The sequence below is a fragment of the Rahnella bruchi genome (assembly GCF_003614975.1).
GTDB lineage: Bacteria > Pseudomonadota > Gammaproteobacteria > Enterobacterales > Enterobacteriaceae > Rahnella > Rahnella bruchi.
On sequence record NZ_QZWI01000006.1, the window covers coordinates 34,946 to 57,264 of the forward strand.

Annotated in this window: 18 protein-coding genes; 7 read left to right on the forward strand and 11 right to left on the reverse strand. The window is 51.1% G+C overall.

Translation table 11 applies throughout. From position 1 onward, the window contains the following. Window positions 1-33 precede the first annotated feature (33 nt). Window positions 34-255 carry a hypothetical protein gene (locus tag D5398_RS12670; RefSeq protein ID WP_120507963.1) on the reverse strand — a complete coding sequence of 74 codons (222 nt, stop codon included), beginning with the start codon at window positions 253-255 and terminating at the stop codon, window positions 34-36. Window positions 256-702: 447 nt separating this feature from the next. On the opposite strand from D5398_RS12670, the gene D5398_RS12675 reads away from it, so the two are divergent. Beyond that, entirely contained in the window at window positions 703-1,455 is a 753-nt protein-coding gene (locus tag D5398_RS12675) for an HNH endonuclease (protein WP_120507964.1), read from the forward strand. A gap of 356 nt (window positions 1,456-1,811) precedes the next feature. Here the strand turns inward: D5398_RS12675 and yfiB are convergent, their stop codons facing one another. The 3 genes from yfiB to yfiR are packed head-to-tail and all read right to left on the reverse strand — an operon-like array spanning window position 1,812 to window position 4,195. Continuing rightward, window positions 1,812-2,309, reverse strand: a complete 498-nt coding sequence (yfiB, locus tag D5398_RS12685; RefSeq protein WP_120507965.1) for an outer membrane lipoprotein YfiB — start codon at window positions 2,307-2,309, stop codon at window positions 1,812-1,814. Between the two features lie 15 nt (window positions 2,310-2,324). Beyond that, window positions 2,325-3,605 (reverse strand): diguanylate cyclase DgcN/YfiN, encoded by a 1,281-nt coding sequence (gene dgcN / locus D5398_RS12690; protein ID WP_120507966.1) that lies wholly within the window; start codon window positions 3,603-3,605, stop codon window positions 2,325-2,327. A gap of 2 nt (window positions 3,606-3,607) precedes the next feature. Continuing rightward, on the reverse strand, window positions 3,608-4,195 hold the full coding sequence (gene yfiR, locus D5398_RS12695; RefSeq protein WP_244216759.1) for a regulatory sequestration protein YfiR: 588 nt from the start codon (window positions 4,193-4,195) through the stop codon (window positions 3,608-3,610). A 583-nt stretch (window positions 4,196-4,778) separates the two neighbouring features. On the opposite strand from yfiR, the gene D5398_RS12700 reads away from it, so the two are divergent. The 4 genes from D5398_RS12700 to D5398_RS12715 all read left to right on the forward strand — a co-directional run bounded on the left by D5398_RS12700 (window position 4,779) and on the right by D5398_RS12715 (window position 11,770). Then, window positions 4,779-6,062, forward strand: coding sequence for an HAAAP family serine/threonine permease (locus D5398_RS12700; protein WP_120507967.1), 1,284 nt, complete (start codon window positions 4,779-4,781; stop codon window positions 6,060-6,062). A 104-nt stretch (window positions 6,063-6,166) separates the two neighbouring features. After that, entirely contained in the window at window positions 6,167-7,534 is a 1,368-nt protein-coding gene (locus D5398_RS12705) for an L-serine ammonia-lyase (RefSeq protein ID WP_120507968.1), read from the forward strand. Between the two features lie 225 nt (window positions 7,535-7,759). Beyond that, complete coding sequence (locus tag D5398_RS12710) at window positions 7,760-9,412, forward strand: dihydroxyacetone kinase subunit DhaK (RefSeq protein WP_120507969.1); 1,653 nt, start codon at window positions 7,760-7,762, stop codon at window positions 9,410-9,412. 165 nt (window positions 9,413-9,577) lie between these two features. Then, window positions 9,578-11,770: a YgiQ family radical SAM protein gene (locus D5398_RS12715; protein ID WP_120507970.1), complete on the forward strand. Its 2,193-nt coding sequence runs from the start codon at window positions 9,578-9,580 to the stop codon at window positions 11,768-11,770. On the opposite strand, the gene rhaM is transcribed toward D5398_RS12715, so the two are convergent. The 5 genes from rhaM to rhaB form a co-directional block, all read right to left on the reverse strand. Beyond that, window positions 11,745-12,059: an L-rhamnose mutarotase gene (rhaM, locus tag D5398_RS12720; RefSeq protein ID WP_120507971.1), complete on the reverse strand. Its 315-nt coding sequence runs from the start codon at window positions 12,057-12,059 to the stop codon at window positions 11,745-11,747. The two genes, D5398_RS12715 and rhaM, sit on opposite strands and share 26 nt — an antisense overlap. Before the next feature lie 96 nt (window positions 12,060-12,155). Continuing rightward, window positions 12,156-13,304 (reverse strand): lactaldehyde reductase, encoded by a 1,149-nt coding sequence (fucO, locus tag D5398_RS12725; RefSeq protein ID WP_120507972.1) that lies wholly within the window; start codon window positions 13,302-13,304, stop codon window positions 12,156-12,158. A 146-nt stretch (window positions 13,305-13,450) separates the two neighbouring features. Next, window positions 13,451-14,275 carry a rhamnulose-1-phosphate aldolase gene (gene rhaD, locus D5398_RS12730; RefSeq protein WP_120507973.1) on the reverse strand — a complete coding sequence of 275 codons (825 nt, stop codon included), beginning with the start codon at window positions 14,273-14,275 and terminating at the stop codon, window positions 13,451-13,453. Window positions 14,276-14,363: 88 nt separating this feature from the next. After that, a complete protein-coding gene (locus D5398_RS12735; RefSeq protein ID WP_120507974.1) occupies window positions 14,364-15,620 on the reverse strand; it encodes an L-rhamnose isomerase in 1,257 nt (418 codons plus the stop codon). Next, window positions 15,617-17,101: a rhamnulokinase gene (gene rhaB / locus D5398_RS12740; protein ID WP_120507975.1), complete on the reverse strand. Its 1,485-nt coding sequence runs from the start codon at window positions 17,099-17,101 to the stop codon at window positions 15,617-15,619. Before rhaB ends, D5398_RS12735 begins: the two co-directional genes overlap by 4 nt. A 341-nt stretch (window positions 17,102-17,442) precedes the next feature. Here rhaB and rhaS point away from each other — a divergent pair, with 341 nt between their 5' ends. Continuing rightward, window positions 17,443-18,270, forward strand: a complete 828-nt coding sequence (gene rhaS, locus D5398_RS12745; RefSeq protein WP_120507976.1) for an HTH-type transcriptional activator RhaS — start codon at window positions 17,443-17,445, stop codon at window positions 18,268-18,270. A gap of 82 nt (window positions 18,271-18,352) precedes the next feature. After that, on the forward strand, window positions 18,353-19,225 hold the full coding sequence (gene rhaR, locus D5398_RS12750; protein WP_120507977.1) for an HTH-type transcriptional activator RhaR: 873 nt from the start codon (window positions 18,353-18,355) through the stop codon (window positions 19,223-19,225). 44 nt (window positions 19,226-19,269) lie between these two features. Here rhaR and rhaT read toward each other — a convergent pair whose 3' ends face one another. Both rhaT and D5398_RS12760 read right to left on the reverse strand, forming a co-directional pair. Continuing rightward, window positions 19,270-20,304, reverse strand: a complete 1,035-nt coding sequence (gene rhaT, locus D5398_RS12755; protein ID WP_120507978.1) for an L-rhamnose/proton symporter RhaT — start codon at window positions 20,302-20,304, stop codon at window positions 19,270-19,272. Window positions 20,305-20,899: 595 nt separating this feature from the next. After that, entirely contained in the window at window positions 20,900-22,006 is a 1,107-nt protein-coding gene (locus D5398_RS12760; protein WP_120507979.1) for a GGDEF domain-containing protein, read from the reverse strand. Between the last annotated feature and the right edge of the window lie 313 nt (window positions 22,007-22,319).

Consider the following 22,319-nt stretch of genomic DNA (forward strand, 5'->3'; position numbering starts at 1 on the left):
TTTGCGCTGGCTATTTTACATCAGCACACCCGCTTAGTGCGTCAACGTTTCCGCCACTTCTATAGCCATCACGTCGTCATCACTGAACGGCATCTCCAACGTCTGATACAGAACTTCCAGCCGTTCACACAGAATATAACCGCGCAGGTCTTTCGCCTGCGGATTATCCAACGAGACAATGGCATAAGACAACGCACGACAGTGATCGACGATTTCTTCCAGTTCTAGCGGGGTATTGCCGTAAAGGTTAGACATTTTAGTTCTCCAGCTGATAGTTGATTAACTACCTTCAGAGACGCTAATCCCGATGGTGGTAGCTCAAACAGCGTTAGCGTTCCGGCCAGTCTGGAATCCGGTGCTTCGTGAGAAGCCACTGTCTGAGCCACCATAATTTGGGTGAGTGCAGACCGTACCATATTTGCTCTATTTTCATAGAGTTGATAGCACCAAACTGGGACAGAACGCTAATTCTGGCTGCGGATTTGGCCGCAGCGAAGAGAGTCTAATACGTGGAAATTTATACAGTAAGAGGAATTTTTAAGCCGTTTTAAGCTTTGCGAGATGTCTTGGAAAAGGAGGCGTAATGAGATGAAACGCTATAATTCACCTTTCTAATATTCATACGGGTGATCAATCGATAAAATAATTCCTAGAACTTATTAGGAATAATTATTTATAGCGCGCAGTCGCTAAGGATTGAACATGCCGACTTACGATTTCAAAGTAGGAGAAAAGTACACAAGGGCAGATGTTTATCGGATTTGTGAAGTACCAGTAGAGAAGCAAAAAGGGGAATGGCTTACCGGGTATCGCGTATATGAAGGACGGTATTTTATTTTTTGTACCGTCGGCGGCGCAGGGAGAACTGGCGATGATCATGGCAATCATTTTATCGACGAAGATTTGTTATGGCATGGAAAATCAAAATCTCATATTGGTCAAAAATCCATTATTAACTTGCTTGCAACGGGCAGTGAAGTTTTTGTGTTCTATCGTTCACATGATAGAGAACCCTTTTCCTTTGCAGGGCTAGGAACACCGAAGGTCATCAAAGAGACTCAACCTGTTGAAGTTGTGTGGTCATTTTCAAAAACACCAATGACCACATCTCTACCAGAAGAAATTTCAGAGCCAGAGAGGTTTATTGAAGGCGCGGTCAAAACTATCACGGTTAATGCCTACGAACGTGACCCGCATGCTCGGCAGAAATGTGTCGAATATTACGGATTCGAATGTGTAGTTTGCGGATTTGAGTTTGAGAAATTTTACGGTGCTTTAGGTAAAAACTTCATCCATGTGCATCATCTCAAACCATTGGGTGAAATTGGGAAAGCCTATGAGGTCGATCCCGTGAAAGACTTACGGCCAGTTTGTCCCAATTGTCACTCTATGTTGCACAAGCAAAAACCTGCCTTATCAATTGAAGAACTCAAAACGCATCTTAAAAATCAATAATGCCAATATTAAGAGGCGCTTTCTTGCGCCTCAGTATCCCCTCTCAAAAAAATCCTTCCCATCTTCAGTTGTCCCATCAGCAGCGTAGTATCACTGTAATTCGCCGGTACGGCGACGGGGCTTATGCTGATGTTTAAACGCTGTCGCATTAAGGGCAGCAGTGTCCGCAAATTACCTCGGCACTGAATATCGTGACGACAGGATTGGGTTACGCGCCAGCGTCACTGAGTAAGATTGATGAAACCAATGTGAGGTGTCTGCCCTGGCAGGGCAGACATTAACGACGCAAATCGCGCTGGCCTGGCGCAATACAGATAATTGCGAGGCCGCGCTGCATCTGGTGGGATTGTTGTCGGTTAAACCACAATAATCACAGACACGCGGCGGTTCTGAGCGCGTCCTGCCTGGGTTTTATTGCTGGCGACCGGTTGGCTCTGGCCTAATCCGCGGGTATGGATATTGGCGCGCGGCATGCCAGCATCGGCAAAGGCGTCAGCAACGGTATTCGCACGGCGCAGCGAAAGATCGTTGTTGTAGCTGGCGTCGCCGTAATTATCGGTATGGCCGTCGAGATTGACCTTATTCAGACCAACGTGCAGAAGTTCGCCCGCCAGTTTTTCTACCGACTGCTTACTTTCGGCGGAAAGCGTGTCCTGATTATTGCCAAACAGAACTTTGGCATCCAGCCCCAGTTCCCAGCCCGCATCAGTCTGTGAGAAGCCATTTTTTTGCAGCACCGCGATTTGTTCCGGGGTCAATCCAGCAGGTTTGGCCTGACAGGCGGCGAGGAGCAGAATGCAAAGTCCCATAGCGGCGAACTGATACCAGGTTTTAAAAGTATTGCAGGTCTTCATCGTTATTAATTCCTTTTAGTCTTTCATTGCAGCGGAAAGTGGCATTCCTGTAGAAACATGCCAGCAACTGCCAGAGATTTTCTTCGAGCGATACATGGCCTCATCGGCCTTTTCCAGAATTTCTTTTGTACTGTTTGCCTGTGAGGGCGAAAGTGCAATGCCAATACTGAGTGAGATATCCAGCGTTTTGTTGTTAAGCAAAATGACCGGCGTTTTCATGATCTCGACAATCCGCTCGGCAAATGCCACCGCTTCGGCGGTAGAAATCATCGGCTCAAGCAGGATGGCAAACTCATCGCCGCCCAGACGTGCCAGCACATCACCTTTGCGCAGCGTTTTCGCCAGCCGTTCGCCAATCACCATCAGTACCCGATCGCCGGCAGCATGTCCGAGTGAGTCATTGATTTCCTTAAAATTATCAACATCGATGAACAGCAACGCCAGCGAAAGCGGCGGGCGCATCGGATTGAAACACTGATTAAGGGTATCAATGAAAAACGCGCGATTATGCAGACCGGTCAGACCGTCGTGCAACGCTTTTTTCGTCAGCGAGACGTTCTCATTCCTCATGTGGTTCTCCCAGGCTTCCAGCTCAGTCAGCAGGCTGTTGAAGTCCTGGCTCAGTGTATGCAGCTCCGCAATCGGCGCAGAAGGAACGCGCAGGTTAAACGAGCGGTTAGCACTGACTTCATGGGTAACATGCGTAATGTGACCAAGGGCATCGACGATGCCTTTTTGCATCCGGCGGGAAAAATACAGCGCAACCAACGCGGTCAGTACCAGACAGCCGAGCAGGCTAAGAACGGTTTCCAGCAGGAAACCAATCAGGCTGCTGCCGTTTCCCGCCAGCCATACAGTACCGATGACTGAGCCCGAATGCACCACCGGTATCGTGACGGGTTCCGGAAACGCCACATGACCGACTATCTGACCAAGTTTTTCCCAGTTGCTGTTCACCGGACGTAGCCACTCGGTGAAGGTCGCGCCCGCCGGAGTCAGAATTTTTGCCTGCGCGAAATCGCCGCGGCGGGCGATAAATTCCAGCGAGTCATGCGCCGCCGCCGGGTCATTAAAGACCAGCGCGGCTTCTGTGGTGTACCCGATAGCGCGCGCGGTCAGTTGCAGATTGCTTTCCGCGTGCGAGCGCAGGGCGATTAATGCCAGCAGCGTCAGCAGAAAACCGGCGAGTCCGATCGCCGTTAAAATCACAATTACATGAATTCGGTTCAGTGCAGCGCTCAGCGTCAGGCGCTGGCCAGACTGTTCAACGTCAGGAACAGGAATTTTATTTTCCATGGTCACTCCTTTTCCCTGGCAAGTTGTAATACGGCGGGATTAACCCGCACGCCGCTGCGGGACAGCGTGTCCAGATTCAGTTTGAATCCGGTATGAAGTGGCGTCATCACCAGACAAAATGCGTTCAGTAATGCACAGGCATCATCCTGTTCACCGATAGTTAAAATGGCATGGCCTTCCAGACGCTGATGTAAATCCGCCTGCTGATCCGCTGTCGTGCTGCCGGAATAAATGGCGTCGCACTCTGAGATGAGCAACGGGCTGTCGAAAGGAAGCGTCATGACTTTGAGTGGTCTTCCGGTGAATGCGCTGCCATCGGGGGTGAGTTGCGCGGCATATTTCACGGGAGGGATGATGCAAAGCGTCAAGGCGGAAGAAGGCGTGGCACCCGGCCAGCGTGAGTAGCTCAGAATACCGTTGACGGTCTGTGCCACAGCCGCATCCGCCTGCGGATCGCTTGCCTGAGCAACACCTGATGTCAGCGGAGCGACCAGCAGCATCATCAGCAGGGCAACACCATACGCAGCCTTAACAAAACGGCGCAGGGATGTCCTTGCTGGTGGGTAAAAAGTTGATCGGGCTTTTCCCATTGAGTCGCTCTGTGTTGCTTCCGGTTGAAATTATTACAGCGGCGTAAGAATAACTTTATCGGCAATAGTTCCGAAAGTGTAAGTGGAAAAATTTTCGTGCTGCAATGTGGCTCTCTTTGTGCCGTATTTTTTACACAAGGAAGAAAAACGGCACATTATGAAGGAATGCTAAAGTATTTCATTTCTTATGTGATTAATAATTGAGCGACCAGGCATGGGCAATGAGTCTATAAATAAAACATCTTGCTGGTATTTCAACCGTTATTTAAATAATAGTCACGGGCATAACAAAATATCACAAAAAATAAATGTTACCGTAATCACTATTTGATGAATTTAAATTAGAGAAAATGTTAATAGTTTGGAATTTAAAGGAATATCAGACCGCGTTTTAGAGATATTCGTGACCATGATCTCAAAGCTATGCTGTTACCCAGATTTTTATGCTGCCAATAGGTATCATGCCCGCATTAATGGTATGTTTTATCCGTCAGGGTGGTTTTTTTGATGACGGGTGCAGTAAAAAAACATCAACCATTCCTGGGGAAACGGAATTATTTTTATAATTAGGTACTGAGGAATCATGGATAATACAACAATCGGGACACTGTCTAAAAAATCGGTAAGCTCCTGGCGTAAAACAGACACCATGTGGATGTTAGGTTTATATGGAACGGCAATTGGTGCAGGCGTTCTTTTCCTCCCTATTAATGCTGGTATCGGTGGTTTAATTCCATTAATCATCATGGCTATCCTCGCCTTTCCAATGACATTCTTCGCTCACCGCGGATTAACCCGGTTTGTATTATCCGGAAAGAACGCCGGTGAAGATATTACGGAAGTCGTGGAAGAGCATTTCGGTATTTCAGCCGGTAAATTAATTACTCTGCTTTATTTCTTCGCCATCTATCCTATTCTGCTGGTTTACAGCGTGGCGATCACCAATACGGTTGAAAGCTTTATTACTCACCAGATGCATATGAATGCGCCACCTCGCGCATTGCTGTCATTGATCCTCATTCTGGGCTTAATGACGCTGGTGCATTTTGGTCAGGATATGATCGTAAAAGCGATGAGTATTCTGGTGTTCCCGTTTGTCGCAGTGCTGATGGCGCTGGCGCTGTACCTTATTCCTAACTGGAATACGTCAGTCTTTGAAAATGTTTCGCTGTCCGGCAATGGCGTGGGCCACGGCATGCTGATGACGTTGTGGCTGGTCATCCCGGTGATGGTCTTCTCCTTCAACCATTCACCGATTATCTCCTCTTTTGCTGTCGCAAAACGCAAAGAGTACGGCGATGACGCTGAAAAAAAATGTTCACGTATTCTGGCGTTTAGCCACATCATGATGGTTATCACCGTGATGTTCTTCGTCTTCAGCTGCGTGCTGAGCCTGTCTCCGGCAGACCTGATGGAAGCCAAATCTCAGAACGTGTCTATTCTGTCTTATTTAGCCAACCACTTCTCTAACCCGGTCATTGAATATATCGCACCGTTTATTGCCTTTATTGCGATTACCAAATCTTTCCTCGGGCATTATCTGGGGGCGCGCGAAGGTTTCAACGGTATGGTGATTAAATCCCTGCGCGGAAAAGGCAAAACGATTGCCCTGCCAACGCTGAACCGTTATACCGGCATCTTCATGTTATTAACCACCTGGTTAGTCGCTACTCTGAATCCAAGTATTCTGGGTATGATTGAAACTCTGGGTGGCCCGATTATTGCGATGTTGTTATTCCTGATGCCTATGTATGCAATTCGCAAAGTGCCGGCGATGAAGAAATACAGCGGCCACATCAGCAACGTGTTTGTGGTTATTATGGGCCTGATTGCAATGTCAGCCATCGTATTTAGCCTGATTGGTTAATTATTAAAACGTTAAAATAAAATGTAATAAAGTGAGTGGGAATATTCCTGCTCACTTTTATCCTGTGTTTTTGCCCGTCATATTATTCACATGGAGTGTCCACCGTGATCAGCGTCTTCGATATTTTCAAAATTGGTATTGGTCCTTCCAGTTCGCATACTGTTGGCCCGATGAAAGCCGGGAAAATATTCACTGATGAACTTATCTCTTCTGGCCATATTACTGATACCACCCGCGTGGCTGTCGATGTCTATGGCTCTTTATCGTTAACCGGTAAAGGTCACCATACCGATCTGGCGATCATTATGGGGCTGGCTGGCAATATGCCGGATGATGTGGATATCGATGCGATCCCGGGGTTTATCCGCCAGGTGGAAACGTCCGGGCGACTGATGTTGGGCAAGGGCGCCAAAGAAGTGGATTTTCCGGCGGGTTCCGGCATGAATTTCCATTTCAATAATCTGCCGCTGCACGAAAACGGCATGACCATCCGCGCATTCAACGGCGACGAGCTGTTGTACACGCAAACCTACTATTCCATTGGTGGCGGCTTTATTGTCGAAGCCAGCAAATTCGGTATGCAGGATGAAAACCCGGTGGTGCGTCCGTATCCGTTCCGGTCTGCCAGTGATTTGCAAAAACACTGTACCGACACCGGCCTTTCATTGTCGGCTCTTATGCTGCAAAACGAGCTGGCGGACCATACCCGCACAGAAATCAGCGATCACTTTGCGGCAATCTGGAACGTGATGAGCGAAGGCATCACGCGCGGTATCCATACCGAAGGTCTGCTGCCGGGGCCGATGAAAATCAACCGTCGTGCAGCGGCGCTGCGCCGTATTCTGGTCACACAGGATAAAAACAACGTCGATCCGATGGGCGTCGTGGACTGGATAAATATGTTCGCCATGGCGGTAAATGAAGAAAACGCGGCAGGCGGACGTGTTGTGACGGCACCCACTAACGGCGCATGCGGAATCATTCCTGCAGTTCTGACGTATTACGATCAGTTTATCCGTCCGATCAGCCCGGACTCTTACAGCCGTTTCTTCCTGGCGTCCGGCGCGGTCGGCATTTTGTTTAAAATGAACGCTTCGATTTCCGGTGCAGAAGTCGGTTGTCAGGGCGAAGTGGGCGTGGCGTGTTCTATGGCGGCAGCGGGTCTGACTGAACTGCTGGGCGGCAGCACCGCGCAGGTGTTTATGGCAGCGGAAATTGCGATGGAACATCACCTCGGGCTGACCTGTGATCCGCTGGCCGGACAGGTTCAGGTGCCATGCATCGAGCGAAATGCCATTTCAGCGGTGAAAGCAGTGAATGCTTCACGTATGGCGCTGCGTCGTACCAGTGAGCCGCGCGTGTGTCTCGATAAAGTTATCGAAACCATGTACGAAACTGGCAAAGACATGAACTCGAAATACCGTGAAACCTCGACGGGCGGGCTGGCAATTAAAGTTCTCGCCTGTAACTAATACCCGGCACCCTTCAGGCTGCCTCCGCATTAGCCGCTTTCATTCAGCCCGAAGGGTTCAGGATATTCCAGTGATGCCGTATATGACTAAAAAGGCGGGAAATCGCCTTTCTCGTCTCCTTCCTGATTTTTGTCCTGTGCTATGTTTTCAGATACCTGCATTACGCTGAGGTATGTTTTTGCTGCCTCACAACACCTGGAAAACAGTTAAAAGGAAAGATCCGGCATGTCTAAATTCTTTATGAATGACCGTAAGTCTCTGATTAACGATGTTATAGAAGGGGTGATCCTGACCTCTCCCTACAAAAATCTGGCAAAACTGGACGTCGATCCGGCCATTCGCGTGGTGGTTCGCCGCGACTGGGATAAGAAAAAAGTTGCCCTGATTTCCGGCGGTGGCTCCGGCCACGAACCGGCGCACGTCGGTTTTGTCGGTAAGGGTATGCTCACCGCTGCGGTGTGCGGCGAAGTATTTGCCTCACCGAGCGTGGATGCAGTGCTGAATGCCATTGTGGCGGTCACCGGTAAAGCGGGCTGTCTGCTGATCGTGAAAAACTACACCGGCGACCGCCTGAACTTTGGTCTGGCTGCCGAGAAAGCCAAAGGCATGGGTTATGACGTTGAGCTGGTGATGGTATCAGACGACATTTCTCTGCCGGATAACAAGCAGCCACGTGGTATCGCAGGTACGGCGCTGGTGCATAAAATTGCCGGTTATGCGGCGGAGCAGGGGAAATCCCTCAAAGATGTGACCAAAATCGCGCAGCAGGCCATTGATGCCACCGCCAGCATCGGTGTGGCAGCCGCGGGATGCAGCCTGCCGGGTGGCGGTGAAGATGAAGAAGAACAGCGTATCGAATCTGGTCATGTTGAGCTGGGCTTAGGTATTCACGGCGAGCCGGGCGTCTCGACGATGAAAACCCAGAACAGTAAAAAAGTGGTGGATACGCTGGTCGAAAAGCTCCAGCAACACGTGAAAAAGAGCGACAAGCTGGCTGTGCTTATCAACAACCTCGGCGGCGTTTCACCGCTTGAGATGAACCAGATCACCAAAGAAGTCGTGCATTCGGCGCTGGGCAGTTCGGTGCGTTATCTCATCGGCCCGGCATCGCTGGTCAGTGCGCTGGATATGAAAGGATTTTCGCTTTCTGTGATCGCGCTGAAGGGCGGAATTGAGGAGGCACTGCTGGCCGAAGTAGAGGCCGCCGGCTGGCATCCGCTGGTTAAGCTGGAAAAACTGGCGACCAAAAAAGGGAAAGCCATCAGCGATAAAAAATCCGTGAAAGCGTCGTCAAATGCTGAAGTCGGGAAGATTGTAGAAACAATTACGCAGACACTTTCTGGTCTGGAAGATGAGCTGAACAAACTGGATGCCAAAGTGGGTGACGGCGATACCGGGTCGACATTTGCGACCGGCGCGCGCGACATTCAGAAGCAAAACAAGGGCAAAAAGCTGCCGCTGAACAATGTTGCGGATCTTCTTGGCGTGGTGGGCGATCGTCTGGCGACCGTGATGGGGGGATCGAGCGGCGTGTTGATGTCGATCTTCTTCACGGCTGCCGGTAAGAAAGTCGCCGAAGGGGAGAAATTACCGAAAGCACTGTTGTTCGGCCTGGAGCGCATGAAGCATTACGGCGGTGCCGATCTCGGCGATCGCACGATGATCGACGCACTTCAGCCTGCACTGGAAGCCCTAGGTAAGAAAGATGCGCTGAAAGGTGCCGCGAAAGCCGCTGCTAAAGGCGCAAAAGATACGGCAGGCATGAAGAAAGCCAATGCCGGGCGCTCATCCTATCTCAGCAGCGACAGCCTGAAAGGTGTTAAAGATCCGGGTGCCGTCGCAGTCGAAAAAGTGTTTGAGGCGCTGGCTAAGAAATAAGTCATCCCGTAGTAATCGAAAAGGCCTGCCGGGAAACCGGTGGGCCTTTTTATTGCAAACAGCAAAATTGATCTAAAACAAGTTTTGGTCATTTGTCCGCCCCCAGCTTACTTCCCACCCGTATAATTTGCGGCCAATTATTTGCCGCCGATGAAGAACCTCTTTATGCCAATCAGCCTGATCCAACCCGATCGCACCCTGTTTTCTTACCCTCGCTACTGGGCCGAATGTTACGGCACTGCGCCGTTTTTCCCGATGAGCCGGGCGGAAATGGATGAACTGGGCTGGGACAGTTGTGATGTGATCGTAGTGACTGGCGATGCGTATGTTGATCATCCGAGTTTCGGTATGGCGATCATTGGCAGAATGCTGGAAGCGCAGGGGTTTCGTGTCGGGATCATCGCGCAGCCGGACTGGACCAACAAAGACGATTTCATGCGGCTTGGCAAACCGAATCTGTTTTATGGCGTGACCGCCGGCAATATGGATTCGATGATCAACCGTTATACCGCAGACCGTAAACTGCGCCATGACGATGCCTATACGCCGGGTAACGTTGGCGGAAAACGTCCGGATCGCGCCACGCTGGTCTATACGCAACGCTGCAAGGAAGCCTTCAGTGATGTGCCAGTTGTACTCGGCGGAATCGAAGCCAGTCTGCGGCGTATCGCGCATTACGATTACTGGTCTGATACCGTGCGGCGTTCGGTGCTGGTAGATTCCAAGGCCGATATGCTGATTTACGGCAACGGTGAAAGGCCGCTGGTGGAAGTGGCGCACCGTCTGGCGGCGGGCGAATCTATTACTGATATTCACGACGTGCGCAATACCGCAGTCATGCGCAGAACGGCGCTGATCGGCTGGAGTGGTGTCGATTCCACGCGCCTGGATAAGCCGGGTCGCATTGAGCCGATCATGAATCCTTATGGCGAAGACTTGCCGTGTTCAGAAGGCGAATTGCCAGCACCGGATGCTCCGCAACCGGTAACCGTGCGTGCGCCAAAGCTTAAGCCGTGGGAAAAAACGTACGTATTGCTGCCGTCATTTGAAAAAGTGAAAGGCGACAAAGTGCTGTACGCCCATACCTCGCGTATTTTGCATCACGAAACCAATCCCGGCTGCGCGCGCGCCCTGATGCAAAAGCATGGTGATCGCTATGTGTGGATTAATCCACCGGCGATCCCGTTATCGACTGAAGAGATGGACGAGGTTTTTGGCCTGCCATTCCAGCGCGTACCGCATCCTTCCTACGGCAAAGCAACTATTCCGGCGTATGACATGATCCGTTTTTCGATCAATATCATGCGTGGCTGTTACGGCGGGTGTGCGTTCTGTTCGATCACCGAGCACGAAGGGCGGATCATTCAGAGCCGTTCGGAAGAGTCGATCGTTCGGGAAATCGAAGAGATCCGCGACAGCGTGCCGGGATTCACTGGCGTGATTTCCGATCTCGGGGGACCGACCGCCAACATGTATATGCTGCGCTGTCAGTCGCCAAAAGCGGAACAAAGCTGTCGCCGCGCATCCTGCGTGTATCCCGAAATATGTACGCACATGGACACTAACCATGAGCCGACGATCAATCTTTACCGCCGCACGCGCAGCCTGAAAGGTATCAAGAAAATCCTGATCGCTTCGGGTGTAAGGTATGATCTGGCGGTAGAAGATCCGCGTTATATCAAAGAGCTGGCCGAACATCATGTTGGCGGTTATCTGAAGATCGCGCCGGAACACACCGAAACCGGCCCGCTTTCTAAAATGATGAAGCCGGGCATGAGCAGTTATTACCGGTTCAAGGAACTGTTTGACAGTTACTCAAAACAAGCCGGAAAAGAGCAGTATCTGATCCCGTATTTCATCTCCGCGCACCCTGGCACGCGCACCGAAGATATGATCAATCTGGCGCTGTGGTTGAAGAAAAACCGCTTCCGTCTGGATCAGGTGCAGAACTTCTATCCGTCACCGCTCGCCAGTGCGACCACGATGTATTACAGCGGGAAAAACCCGCTCAGTAAGGTCGATTATAAAAGCGAAGACGTGGTGGTGCCGAAAGGCGATCGTCAGCGGCGGTTGCATAAAGCGCTGCTGCGCTATCATGATCCGGTGAACTGGCCGGTGATCCGCGAGGCACTGACGGCAATGGGAATGCGTCGTCTCATTGGGATCCGCCCGGACTGTCTGGTGCCGCCAGACGGCTTTGATCCGAAGTTTACGCCGTCGCGCTCAGCCAGAGATAAACCGGCAACGACGCGTTTTACCGCGTCCAGAGCACAAAATCCTGCTGCGGGAAAAGGCAAACCGGCCGCGCAAGTAAAAGGCAGCCAGCAGAGAACTAATCGAGGTAAAAAACCGGTTTAAGTTCACTGCTCACCGGGCTGTTATCGGCATTGGCAGGCATTACGTCTGCCATATGCTTCCACCATTGCTGGCAGATATCCGTTTTTGCCACCGCGTTCCACCTTTCTTCCGATTCGATCTCGACATAAGCGAACAGCAGATTGCGTTTTTCATCGAGAAAAATGCTGTAGTGATGCGCACCATGTGCTTTCAGGGTTTCTTCCAGTTCCGGCCAGATAGGCGTATGGCGGCGCTGATATTCCGCGTGCGCATCGGGATTGACCTGCATTACGAAGGATTTACGGATCATATTTTCTCCTGTTGGTTTTGCTCCCACCCCTTCGCAGGGGGAGGAGTAAAGAAATTACACCGGCTTATTCTCTTCACAAAGGCGGAAGCTTAAAAACTACATCGCTTTCAGATACAGCTCGCGCACTTCTTCACGCGTTGGCGTGCGCGGATTACAGGGTGCACACGGGTCAGCCAGCGCTTTATCCAGCCATCCTTCAATATCGGCTTCTTTAATCCCCAACTCTTTGAAACCAGAAGGGATCCCCACGCGGGCGGATAATTTTCGGATAGCATCAATCGCCGCGATGCTGGCCTGCGTTTCGCTGATGCTCTGTGTATGTACGCCCATTGCGCGGGCGATATCAGCAAAACGATGCGGGGTGCAAGCGCGGTTAAACTCTTCGACGACAGGCAGCAAAATCGCATTACAGACGCCGTGCGGCAGGTTGTGTGTTGCGCCCGGCTGATGCGCCATTGCATGAACCAGTCCCAGACCGGCGCTGTTAAACGCCATGCCTGCCAGATATTGTCCCTGCGCCATTTTTTCGCGTGCTTCCAGATTATCCCCGTGATCAACGGCTTTTGGCAGCCACTGGGTGATCATGGAAATCGCGGCCAGCGCGGTCGGATCAGTCAGCGGATGCGCGCCGACAGAAACATAGGCTTCAATAGCGTGCGTCAGGGCATCCATACCGGTCGCAGCGGTAATGCCTGCCGGGATCTTAAGCATAATCGACGGATCGTCGACGGCAATATCCGGGATCAGATTGGTATCAATGATCACTTCTTTTACATGACGCTGGCTGTCGATGATCACCGCATTGCTGGTGAGTTCAGCGGCGGTGCCTGCGGTAGTGTTTATCGCCACCAGAAAGACGCCAGGTTTCGTCACTTTGCCGACACCGGAATAGTTTGTTGCGGGTCCCGGATTCGCGGTCAGAATTTTGATGCCTTTGGCGGTATCAATCGGGCTGCCGCCACCGAAGGCGATCAGGTAATCGCAGTGATTTTCCTGATACTGACGAAAACCTTCATCGACATGGGCTGAGGTTGGATTCGGCACCACGCCGCCGTAGAGAGCGTAGGGCAATCCGGCTTGTTTGAGTGCAGAGAATAAACCGTCGAGCAGGCCGAGTTCGACTAACTGGCCGTCGGTGACGATGAGTGCTTTGCCGTGCTGATGGGTTGCCAGCATCGCGACCATATCTTCGATAGCGCCCTGACCGTGAAGGCTGATTTTAGGTAAGGCCAACATAAAACTCATAAAAAAATCCCTCTCAATTTCCCGTTGTACTCCGGAAAAGGTTATGTGATCCGTGCCCTGCGATGTTCTGTATGTGGTCTTCGCCGATCTTAAGCGGGGAGCATCCGTTGCTCCCCGTTAAAAAATTATCAGACAGTTTTTTTATATCAGGCTTTCAGTGCTGCCTCGAAAGGCGTGACCTCAAAACGTTTGCCGAGGGCAATCAGTTCGTCGGTCTGGATGGTCTGTTTCATGCCACCCATGGAAATGACTTTGACCAGGATCTCTGCCGATTTTTCAGCGGTGTCAATCAGGCCGAAGGCGTCATCCAGCGTCGGGCCGCAGCCAAAAATGCCGTGGAATGCCCACAGCACCAGGCTGTGATGTTGCATCTGATCAGAAGTCGCGGCGCCAATGCCGTCGGTGCCTGGCACCATCCACGGTACGATACCGACACCGTCCGGGAAGACCACCAGACATTCGGTGCTGCATTCCCACAGCTTGCGGGTGATCTTGGCGCTGTCGAGTTCCAGCACATAGGTCAGCGCAATCAGGTTAGTGGCGTGGCAATGCATGATCACGCGATCCTGACCGTTTGTGACGCGTTTACGCACGGCATGTGATAGCAGATGCGATGCCAGTTCTGACGTCGGCAGACCGCCAGCGGTCAGGCCCCACAGAATTTTGTAGCTGGCGCCTTTATCATCGAGCTGAATAACGGTCAGTGCTTCTGACGGTGCCAGTTGCACGTTACGGAAGAACTTACCGGAGCCGGTGACGATGAAGTATTCGTTGGCCAGATCCGGCGCGTGCTGCGTCAGTTCGACCTGACGCGGCTGGGCATAGAAATCATTTTTGTAGGGCGCCACGTCTTCGGGTAACAGACGCATGCTGACGTTTCCGCCGTTGCGCTCATCCCAGCCTTTCAGCCACATATCGGTTGTCGCTTTGACCATGCCCTGCACAAACCACGAGCTAAATAATGTTTTCATCAGTTCTTTCCTGCAAATAGAGTGAATGCGTTTCTTCCGTGCTGTCAGCCCACCTAAAGGTTATAAAAACCTAAGCGTTTGTCTGACCTTAGCGTTTGGCTAACACGCTGGTTTCGTAATGGCGCACGGTGTCGAGCCACTGGCCGCCGACTGGTACGTCGTGGCGCTGGCAATACATATCCCATACCGCCTGCCACGGCAGGGATTTCTGCTCTTCCAGCATTGCCAGACGGGCGGTGTAATCCCCTTCGACTTCCAGCTTTTTCAGTAAGTCTGTCGGTTCCAGCAGGGCTTTAAGGAGCGCTTTTTTCATGTTGCGGGTGCCGATCACCCACGCAGCGATGCGGTTGATCGAAGCATCAAAGAAATCCAACCCGATATGAACGCGGTTAAACAGGTTGTGACGCACGATTTCGCTGGCAATGGCCTGCGTTTCATCGTCCAGCAGTACCACATGATCGCTGTCCCAGCGCACCGGACGGCTGACGTGCAGCAGCAGGCGTGGCACATACAACATGGCGGCCGAGATTTTGTCGGAAATCACTTCAGTCGGGTGGAAGTGTCCGGCATCAAGGCACAGTGCGGTACCACGGCTGGCGGCGTAACCCAGATAGAACTCGTTGGAGCCGACGGTATAGCTCTCTGAGCCGATGCCGAACAGTTTGCTTTCGACCGCATCGATGTGTTCAGAAAGGTCGAATTTCTCCGAAATCACTTCGTCCAGCGCACTCATCAGGCGCTCACGCGGAGCCAGACGATCGACGGTGACGTCTTTCATGCCGTCCGGCACCCAGATGTTCATTACGGATGGCGTGCCCAGCGCGCGACCAAATGAAGCAGATACGCGGCGACTTGCCTGGCAATGCTCAATCCAGAACTGACGTACTTCCGGGTTCGCGCTGGAAAGCGTGAAGCCGTCGGCACTCATCGGGTGGGAGAAGCAGGACGGATTGAAATCCAGCCCCAGTTTGTTTTTCTTCGCCCAGTCTACCCAGCCGGTGAAATGCTTAGGTTCGATTTCATTACGCGGCACCGGTTTATCGGATTCCAGATAAATAGCATGCAGGTTCAGACGGTTAGGGCCGGGGATCATCGAAATGGCCAGTTCTAAGTCCGCTCGCAGCTGCTGTGCATTTCGCGCTTTACCGGGATAATTACCGGTCGCCTGAATGCCACCGGTCAGACCGCCTTCCGGATTTTCAAAGCCCGCGACGTCATCCCCCTGCCAGCAATGAATAGAAACGGGCAGGGTATCGAGTTGTTTGATTGCGGCTTCGGCATCAATGCCCAACTGTGCAAAGCGTTCTTTGGCAAGCGTCCATGCGTGGTCGATAGATGAAGTCATACTGCGAGCTCCTCATTGGCGTGACATAGCGCCTGAAAACGGCGCCAGTGAATAGCGAAATCCGCGTGGTTACGGGGAATGTAATGGTGTTGCTCGAAGTTCGTGGCGACGATGCGACGAAATTCAGCGGTATCTTTTACGGCGTTCAGGGCCATCAGCTGGCAGCCGATATTGCCGAGCGTCGATGCTTCAACCGGTCCGGCGCTGACGTTGATCTGGCAGACGTCCGCGCAAAGCTGGTTCAGGAACTGGTTCTGGCTACCGCCGCCCACGATGTGAATATCTTCGAGTGGTGCGCCTTGTAAACCGGCCAGTTGCAGGGCGATTCTGCGATAAAGCATCGCGAGGCTGTCGAAAATGCACCGCGCCAGTTCGGCGGCTGATTCAGGCACGGGCCCGCCAGCCTGCTGACAGGCTTCCCGGATGGCATCCACCATTGAAGCCGGATTGATAAAGCGGTCTTCGTTCGGGTTGATTAGGTAGGTAAATGGCTCAATATTTTTAGCCAGCGTTATTAATGACGGCAGGTTCTGAATATTCAGCTCTCGGCACACCCGCTGGAAAAGCCACATCCCCATGATATTTCGCAGGACGCGATAGCTGCCGTTGATGCCGCCTTCATTGGTAATGTTGTCTTGTAAGGCCTGCGCGTGATTGAACGCTTTCGGGCTTTCGATGCCCATTAATGACCAGGTGCCGGAACTGAGATAGGCGCTGTTCGGGCCGGTCAGCGGAGCGGCGACAACTGCGCTGGCAGTGTCGTGCGTGGCGACGCTGAAAACCGGTACACTGCGGCCCCGCGGGCTTTGCCACAAGCCCGGTGAATTGCCTGGTTGTGTAGGTTTTTGCAGCCACCGGCGGGGAACGCCTGCCAGTTTCAGCAGATCTTCATCCCAGTTCCCGGTAGAGATATTGAGCATTTGCGTGGTGCTGGCGTTGGTATATTCCCAGTTCAGCTTTCCGGTCAGGCGGTACATAAAGTAGTCCGGAATCATCAGCATATGCGCGGCCTGGCTGACGATCTCAGGTTGTTGTTCACTCAGCGCCCGTAACTGATAAAGGGTGTTAAACGGCATAAACTGAATGCCGGTTTTCTGATAGAGACTCTCGCGGCCAAACTGCTGTTCCATCCGCGCCATCACGCCTTCAGTGCGGTTGTCGCGATAGGCCACCGGTAAACCCACCCGCTGGCCCTGTTCATCGAGCAATACGTAATCCACGCCCCAGGTATCAATACCGATCCCATCCAGTTCAATACCTGAAGCATCAAGGCGATTCAGCCCTTCGAGAATGTGCTGCTCCAGCGCATCCAGATCCCAGGTGTCATGGCCGTCAATGCGGGTCAGATTATTAGGAAAACGGTGGATTTCTTTCAGCGTCAGTGTCGCTTCCGGCTGCGGATCCTGACGGGTAAACGTCGCCAGCATCACCCGTCCGCTGGAAGCGCCGAGGTCAATAGCGGCAAGATGGTGAGTTCTCATAGCGGCCATTCCTTGTTGAGTATGCGGCCAGTGTAGGGGAGGTGTTGCGGGGGCACCTTCCGGTGATTGCCACCGGTTTTGGCGGGATGGCAGCATCAAAAAGGTAGATGCGAGGCAGATCACAGATCGGCTCAAAGCTGGTCTGAACGAATTTTGCAACGCAGAGGTAACGAGGGATAAGTGACTGTGATCTTTGCCGCAGATCCGAATGATGGTGGCGGCAATCTTGAAAAAATGACCGTTTATGACGTTTTTCATGCCGTGGTTTGAAGGTAAGAACGTCGGGCACAGGGTAGGGTTGTTTCCCGAAGTATGATGATTTTTTGAACCGGAGGCGATAAATGACGTTACTTAAGGGTGATGATTATTTTGCGGCACCTGAGCTGACTGTGACGGTTGAGCGGCGTCTTCCGCAAGACGTATTCCCGGAGCATTACCATGATTTTCACGAGATTATGCTGGTGGAGAGCGGATCAGGGGTTCATATCTTTAATGACAATCCTTACACGCTGACGGCGGGGACCGTTTGTTTTGTCCGCGCCAGCGATCACCATTTATTTGAAAATGTGGATAATTTGCGCCTGACCAATGTGTTATTCCGCTCGCCTAAGGCATTCAGGTTTATTCAGGACGTCGGCCATTTTTTGCCGCAGGAACATCACTATCAGTCGCAGATCCACTGGCAGCTCAGTCCCTGCGTCATGCAACAGGTTCTGAACTGCATCACGCAACTTGAAGCCTTGCCTGCCAGTGTGGAAATGGAGCATATCGCCACGCGCGAAAGTTTGTTTTTACAACTGCTGATCCTGCTCTATCAGGATTGTTTCCAGCCACAATTGCGAGATACCTCCGAAAACAGGGTCAATCAACTTTTGCAATGGCTCCAGTCACATTACAGTGAGGATGTTAACTGGACCGAAGCCGCAGAACGTTTTTCGCTGGCGCTGCGAACCCTGCACCGTCAGATGAAGCATTACACCGGCATGACACCGCAGCGTTATCTCAACCGGTTGCGTTTACTTGAGGCGCGCCGTCGTTTACATCATAGCGATCAAAGTATTACGGATATCGCTTACGCCTGTGGATTCAGTGACAGTAACCACTTCTCGACGCAGTTCCGTCGGGAATTTTCGGTGTCGCCAAAACTCATGCGTGATCAGTTACGTTAAGCGGCACCTCTTGCGGTTTCGGGGTTTTCCTGCCTGATCCGCCTCGTTTATTTTGTCGTCAAACGGGTATGAGATTGTTGCTATGTCGCTAAGACTTTTTAAAAATGACTTCTTTCTGACGGGAATGAATTCGGTGGTGGTGGCGGAGCGCCACCCGCAGGCGGATTTTCCCAGTCACGATCATGATTTTGACGAGCTGGTGATTGTCTGGCGCGGCAACGGCCTGCATATCTGGAACGACATTCCTTATCCCATCACCTGCGGCGACCTGTTCTATATTAATTCGCGGGATCGCCACAGTTACGAATCGGTCAACGAACTGGCGCTGGATAATGTGCTGTTTTGTCGTGAGCGTTTTGGGCTGACGGCTGACTGGTCACAATTACTGCCGGGGGAAGGCGTCAGCCAGGAGCAACGTTACTGGCGGCTGAGTACCCTCGGAATGTCTGTTCTGCGCGACAAAGTCGATGAGCTTGCCAAAGAATGTATGAAATCCGAGCCACTTTCCGTTCAGCTGAGTGAGGCGTTGCTGATGCAGCTGGCGTTGCTGTTGCTGCGTTTTCGCCAGCGGCCTGACAGCGGGGCTTTACCCGATGCCCATCAGCTGGACCTTTTGCTGATGGCGCTGCGGGCAAATATCGCTGAACCTTTCCATCTGGAGACTTTTTGCCAACAGCACCAGCTAAATCCCCGCACTTTACGCTCGATCTTCAAACAACATACCGGCATGAATGTGAACCATTATTTGCGACAGCTAAGGCTGTGCCGGGCAATGAGTTTATTGCGCTATGGCAGCATGACGATCAGTGATGTGGCGGCAGAGTGCGGATTTGATGACAGTAACTATTTCTCTGTGGTGTTCAGTCGCGCCTGTGGTGTATCGCCGCGTGATTACCGGCATCGTTTCGTCGGACAGGGAGGAAAAACATCCTTGTCACTGATGACGGCAGAATAATTTCTGCCGTCTTTTAAGGACTGTCTTTTAAAGCGTTTTACGCGTTACAGCGCTAATCCCAGACCGACGATATTGGCCGCCAGAATGATAACCAAACCGCCAATGATCAGGATCCTGACCGGCTTTTTGCCAACGCCGGTCCATTCTTTCAATATCAGCCCGACAATCCCGCCGCACAATACGTAGAAGCTCATATGCAGCATCCAGCTCATGTAGTCATATTTGATCGGAATGCTGGCGTGGCCCCATGCGTAGAAGAAGAATTGCAAATACCACATCACACCGGCAATTATCGAGAACATGATGTTGGTGAGCAGCAGAGATTTCGTGACCGACATATCTGCCCTGAGCGAGATGCTTTTACGCGTAGCGAGGCGGATAAAACAGAAGCCAAGGTTGACGATGGCACCGCCACCCATAATAACCACATAGCTTGGCAGCGCGACGTACAGCGGGTCGATACCCAACGCCCGTGCAGCCTCATGCATCGGTACTGCGGCACTCATGGCGAAAGACATCCCGGCAGAGAAAACGCCGCACATGACGGCCAGGATCAGCCCTTTTTTCAGGTTGAATTCTTCTGCCTTAATACCGAGAGCTTTCTCTTTCAGATAACCGGCGTAACTGACCACGCCTACCCCAATCACGGCGACAAAGACGCCGAGCAACGTCAGCTGACCGCCGGCAGTGCCGAACAGCATGTCAATTTTCCCTTGCAGGATGGGCGTCATCAGCGTGCCGATGATCAGGGTGATGCCGATGGCAATCCCTATTCCTAAAGACATGCCGAGATAGCGCATGGTCAGGCCGTAGTTGATGTTACCGATGCCCCACATTGCGCCGAACAGGAAGATGGGAAGGAGCGTCGCAAAACTGAATGAACCGTAATATGCCCAGAAATCAGGGAGTAAAATGTAGCTGACGACCCAGGGAAGAATAATCCACGAGAAGAAACCGCCCAGCGACCACATGGTTTCCCATGACCATTTTTTGACTTGTTTGAAAGGTGCATAGAAGCAAGCTGCGCTGGCCGCTCCTATCAGATGCCAGATAATCCCTAAAACTATCGAATTGTTCATACACCGGACCTTTTTATGTAGATAAACGTACTGGTGAAGAGATAAGTAAAAACGCCGCGCCCTGCTGATCCGTCAGAAGTCAGGGCTGCGGCTGGGCGTTAGTGTAAGAAGTGTCCGGAGGAGCAACCTTCCGGTCAGTGCCACGTGAAAATAAGTGCTGGCACTCGCCGAAAGGTCGGGGTGAGTCAGTTCACAAATTAAGAAATGGAAAGAATAATCATGTTAAAACAAGAGAGTAGCGTGTTTTGCTGGCGCAGGGAATGAGCGAGTAGGTGCAGCAGACAGGAAGTTCAAAACATTTAAAAATGGAGTTTAGGATTATCTTTATTCAAATTTATTAAGATGGGGTCGTTCGACGGTTTTAGATTATTTAAGCAAATTCGTGAAATCAAAAGGTAACATCGTTCAGTAACATTCAATATGATAAATAAGCGATTATCTTTCAGCCAGAATCGTTAATCTGGCTGAAAGTTGAATGGTTATGCAGCAGAAATGAATGTACGGCACTAATAATGACTATCTGACCGTGATAAATATGTAAGCGGGAAATAAATACAATAAAAACGCTGTTATCAATGTTACTTTCAGCAATTCCTCAGGCCATTCTTTCCCCGATGACTTCCTCGATAGTGTCATCCGTGTCTCTGTCTTCTTCCCAGGCATAGAATATCTTATTACGTCCGCTGTTTTTGGCGTTATACAGTGAGGAATCAGCTTTACCCAGAGCCCGAATAAAATCGCCTTCTTCAAGTGCGGCGAGTCCGGCACTGACCGTGACATGCGTGGAGACTTCCGCATTAAACAAATGCTGAATATTCAGCCCGAGAACTTTATTCTGGATGCGTTCCGCCATGCGAACCGCATGCTCCTGCTTGACGTTAGACATCAGCACCAGAAATTCCTCGCCGCCATAGCGGACAACCACATCCCGGGAACGGACGGCATCGCGTATAGCGGCTGAAACGCGCACCAGCGCCTGGTCGCCCATATGATGGCCGTAGTTGTCGTTGTAGGCTTTGAAATGGTCGATATCCAGCAGCATGACGTAGTGCCCGGAAGCCTGATTAAACAAGGTTTCCAGCTTGTTTTGCAGCCCGCGACGGTTATACAGGCCGGTGAGCGGATCCAGCATACTCAGGTCGCTGAATTTCTCCCGCTCGCTGTACAGATTGGACACCATTCTGCGCGTAAATTCATCGCTGCGTTTGAGCATCAGATGGTGTAACCACAGACCTATCAGCGGCAGGGAAATGGTAAATAAGATACGCCCGACGTGTTGAAAATCGTCTAAAAAGATGACGCAAATAGTCGAAGGTACTGCATGAAGACAAAAAGCCAGAAAATTATCTGATAAAGCGATAGCACTGATAAAGAATATACTGAGTAAACTGACCAGAAGATAATTTTTATCTGTCTGACCAATTTCAGCAAAACGAAAGGCTATTTGCCATCCCCATAACAGCCCGACGATGACGGAGCACATATTCAGATGAGCAGAATAATTTTTCTTGCTGAAAAATGAAAATATTAATCCCGCGCAGCATAGGCCACAAATCAGGACCAGTGGAAAAGGCATTGAGGACGAGCCTTCTGGCGGATAAACCATAGAAAATAGCGCAGTGGCACTATTTAAAAAAAAGAATAGCAACATCGCCAGCCGATGTTTGCTTTTCAGCAGCTCATCATAGGAATGAGATATCATCAAATTTACTCTATTTAGCGTGTGTTGGTCTGAATAGAAAAAGTGTCATATCGCCTTATACTGCGTGCTTATTCGGTTAAGCAAGATTGCATGCAGACAGGCTAATAGTTCTAATAGGTAATTATTAGAATTCAATAAATGTCGTTATTAGCGTAACTATTTTAATATAGGTGCTTGAGCTAATTTGTTTTACCGCTTCAAAATTAGCACTTTTGTCGTCAGGTGTCACCCTAACGGAGGGGACGACTGCAAATAGGTGGTAAATGAGAAAAAATCCTATATGATATTGGTTCTCATTATCAACGTTTGGAGC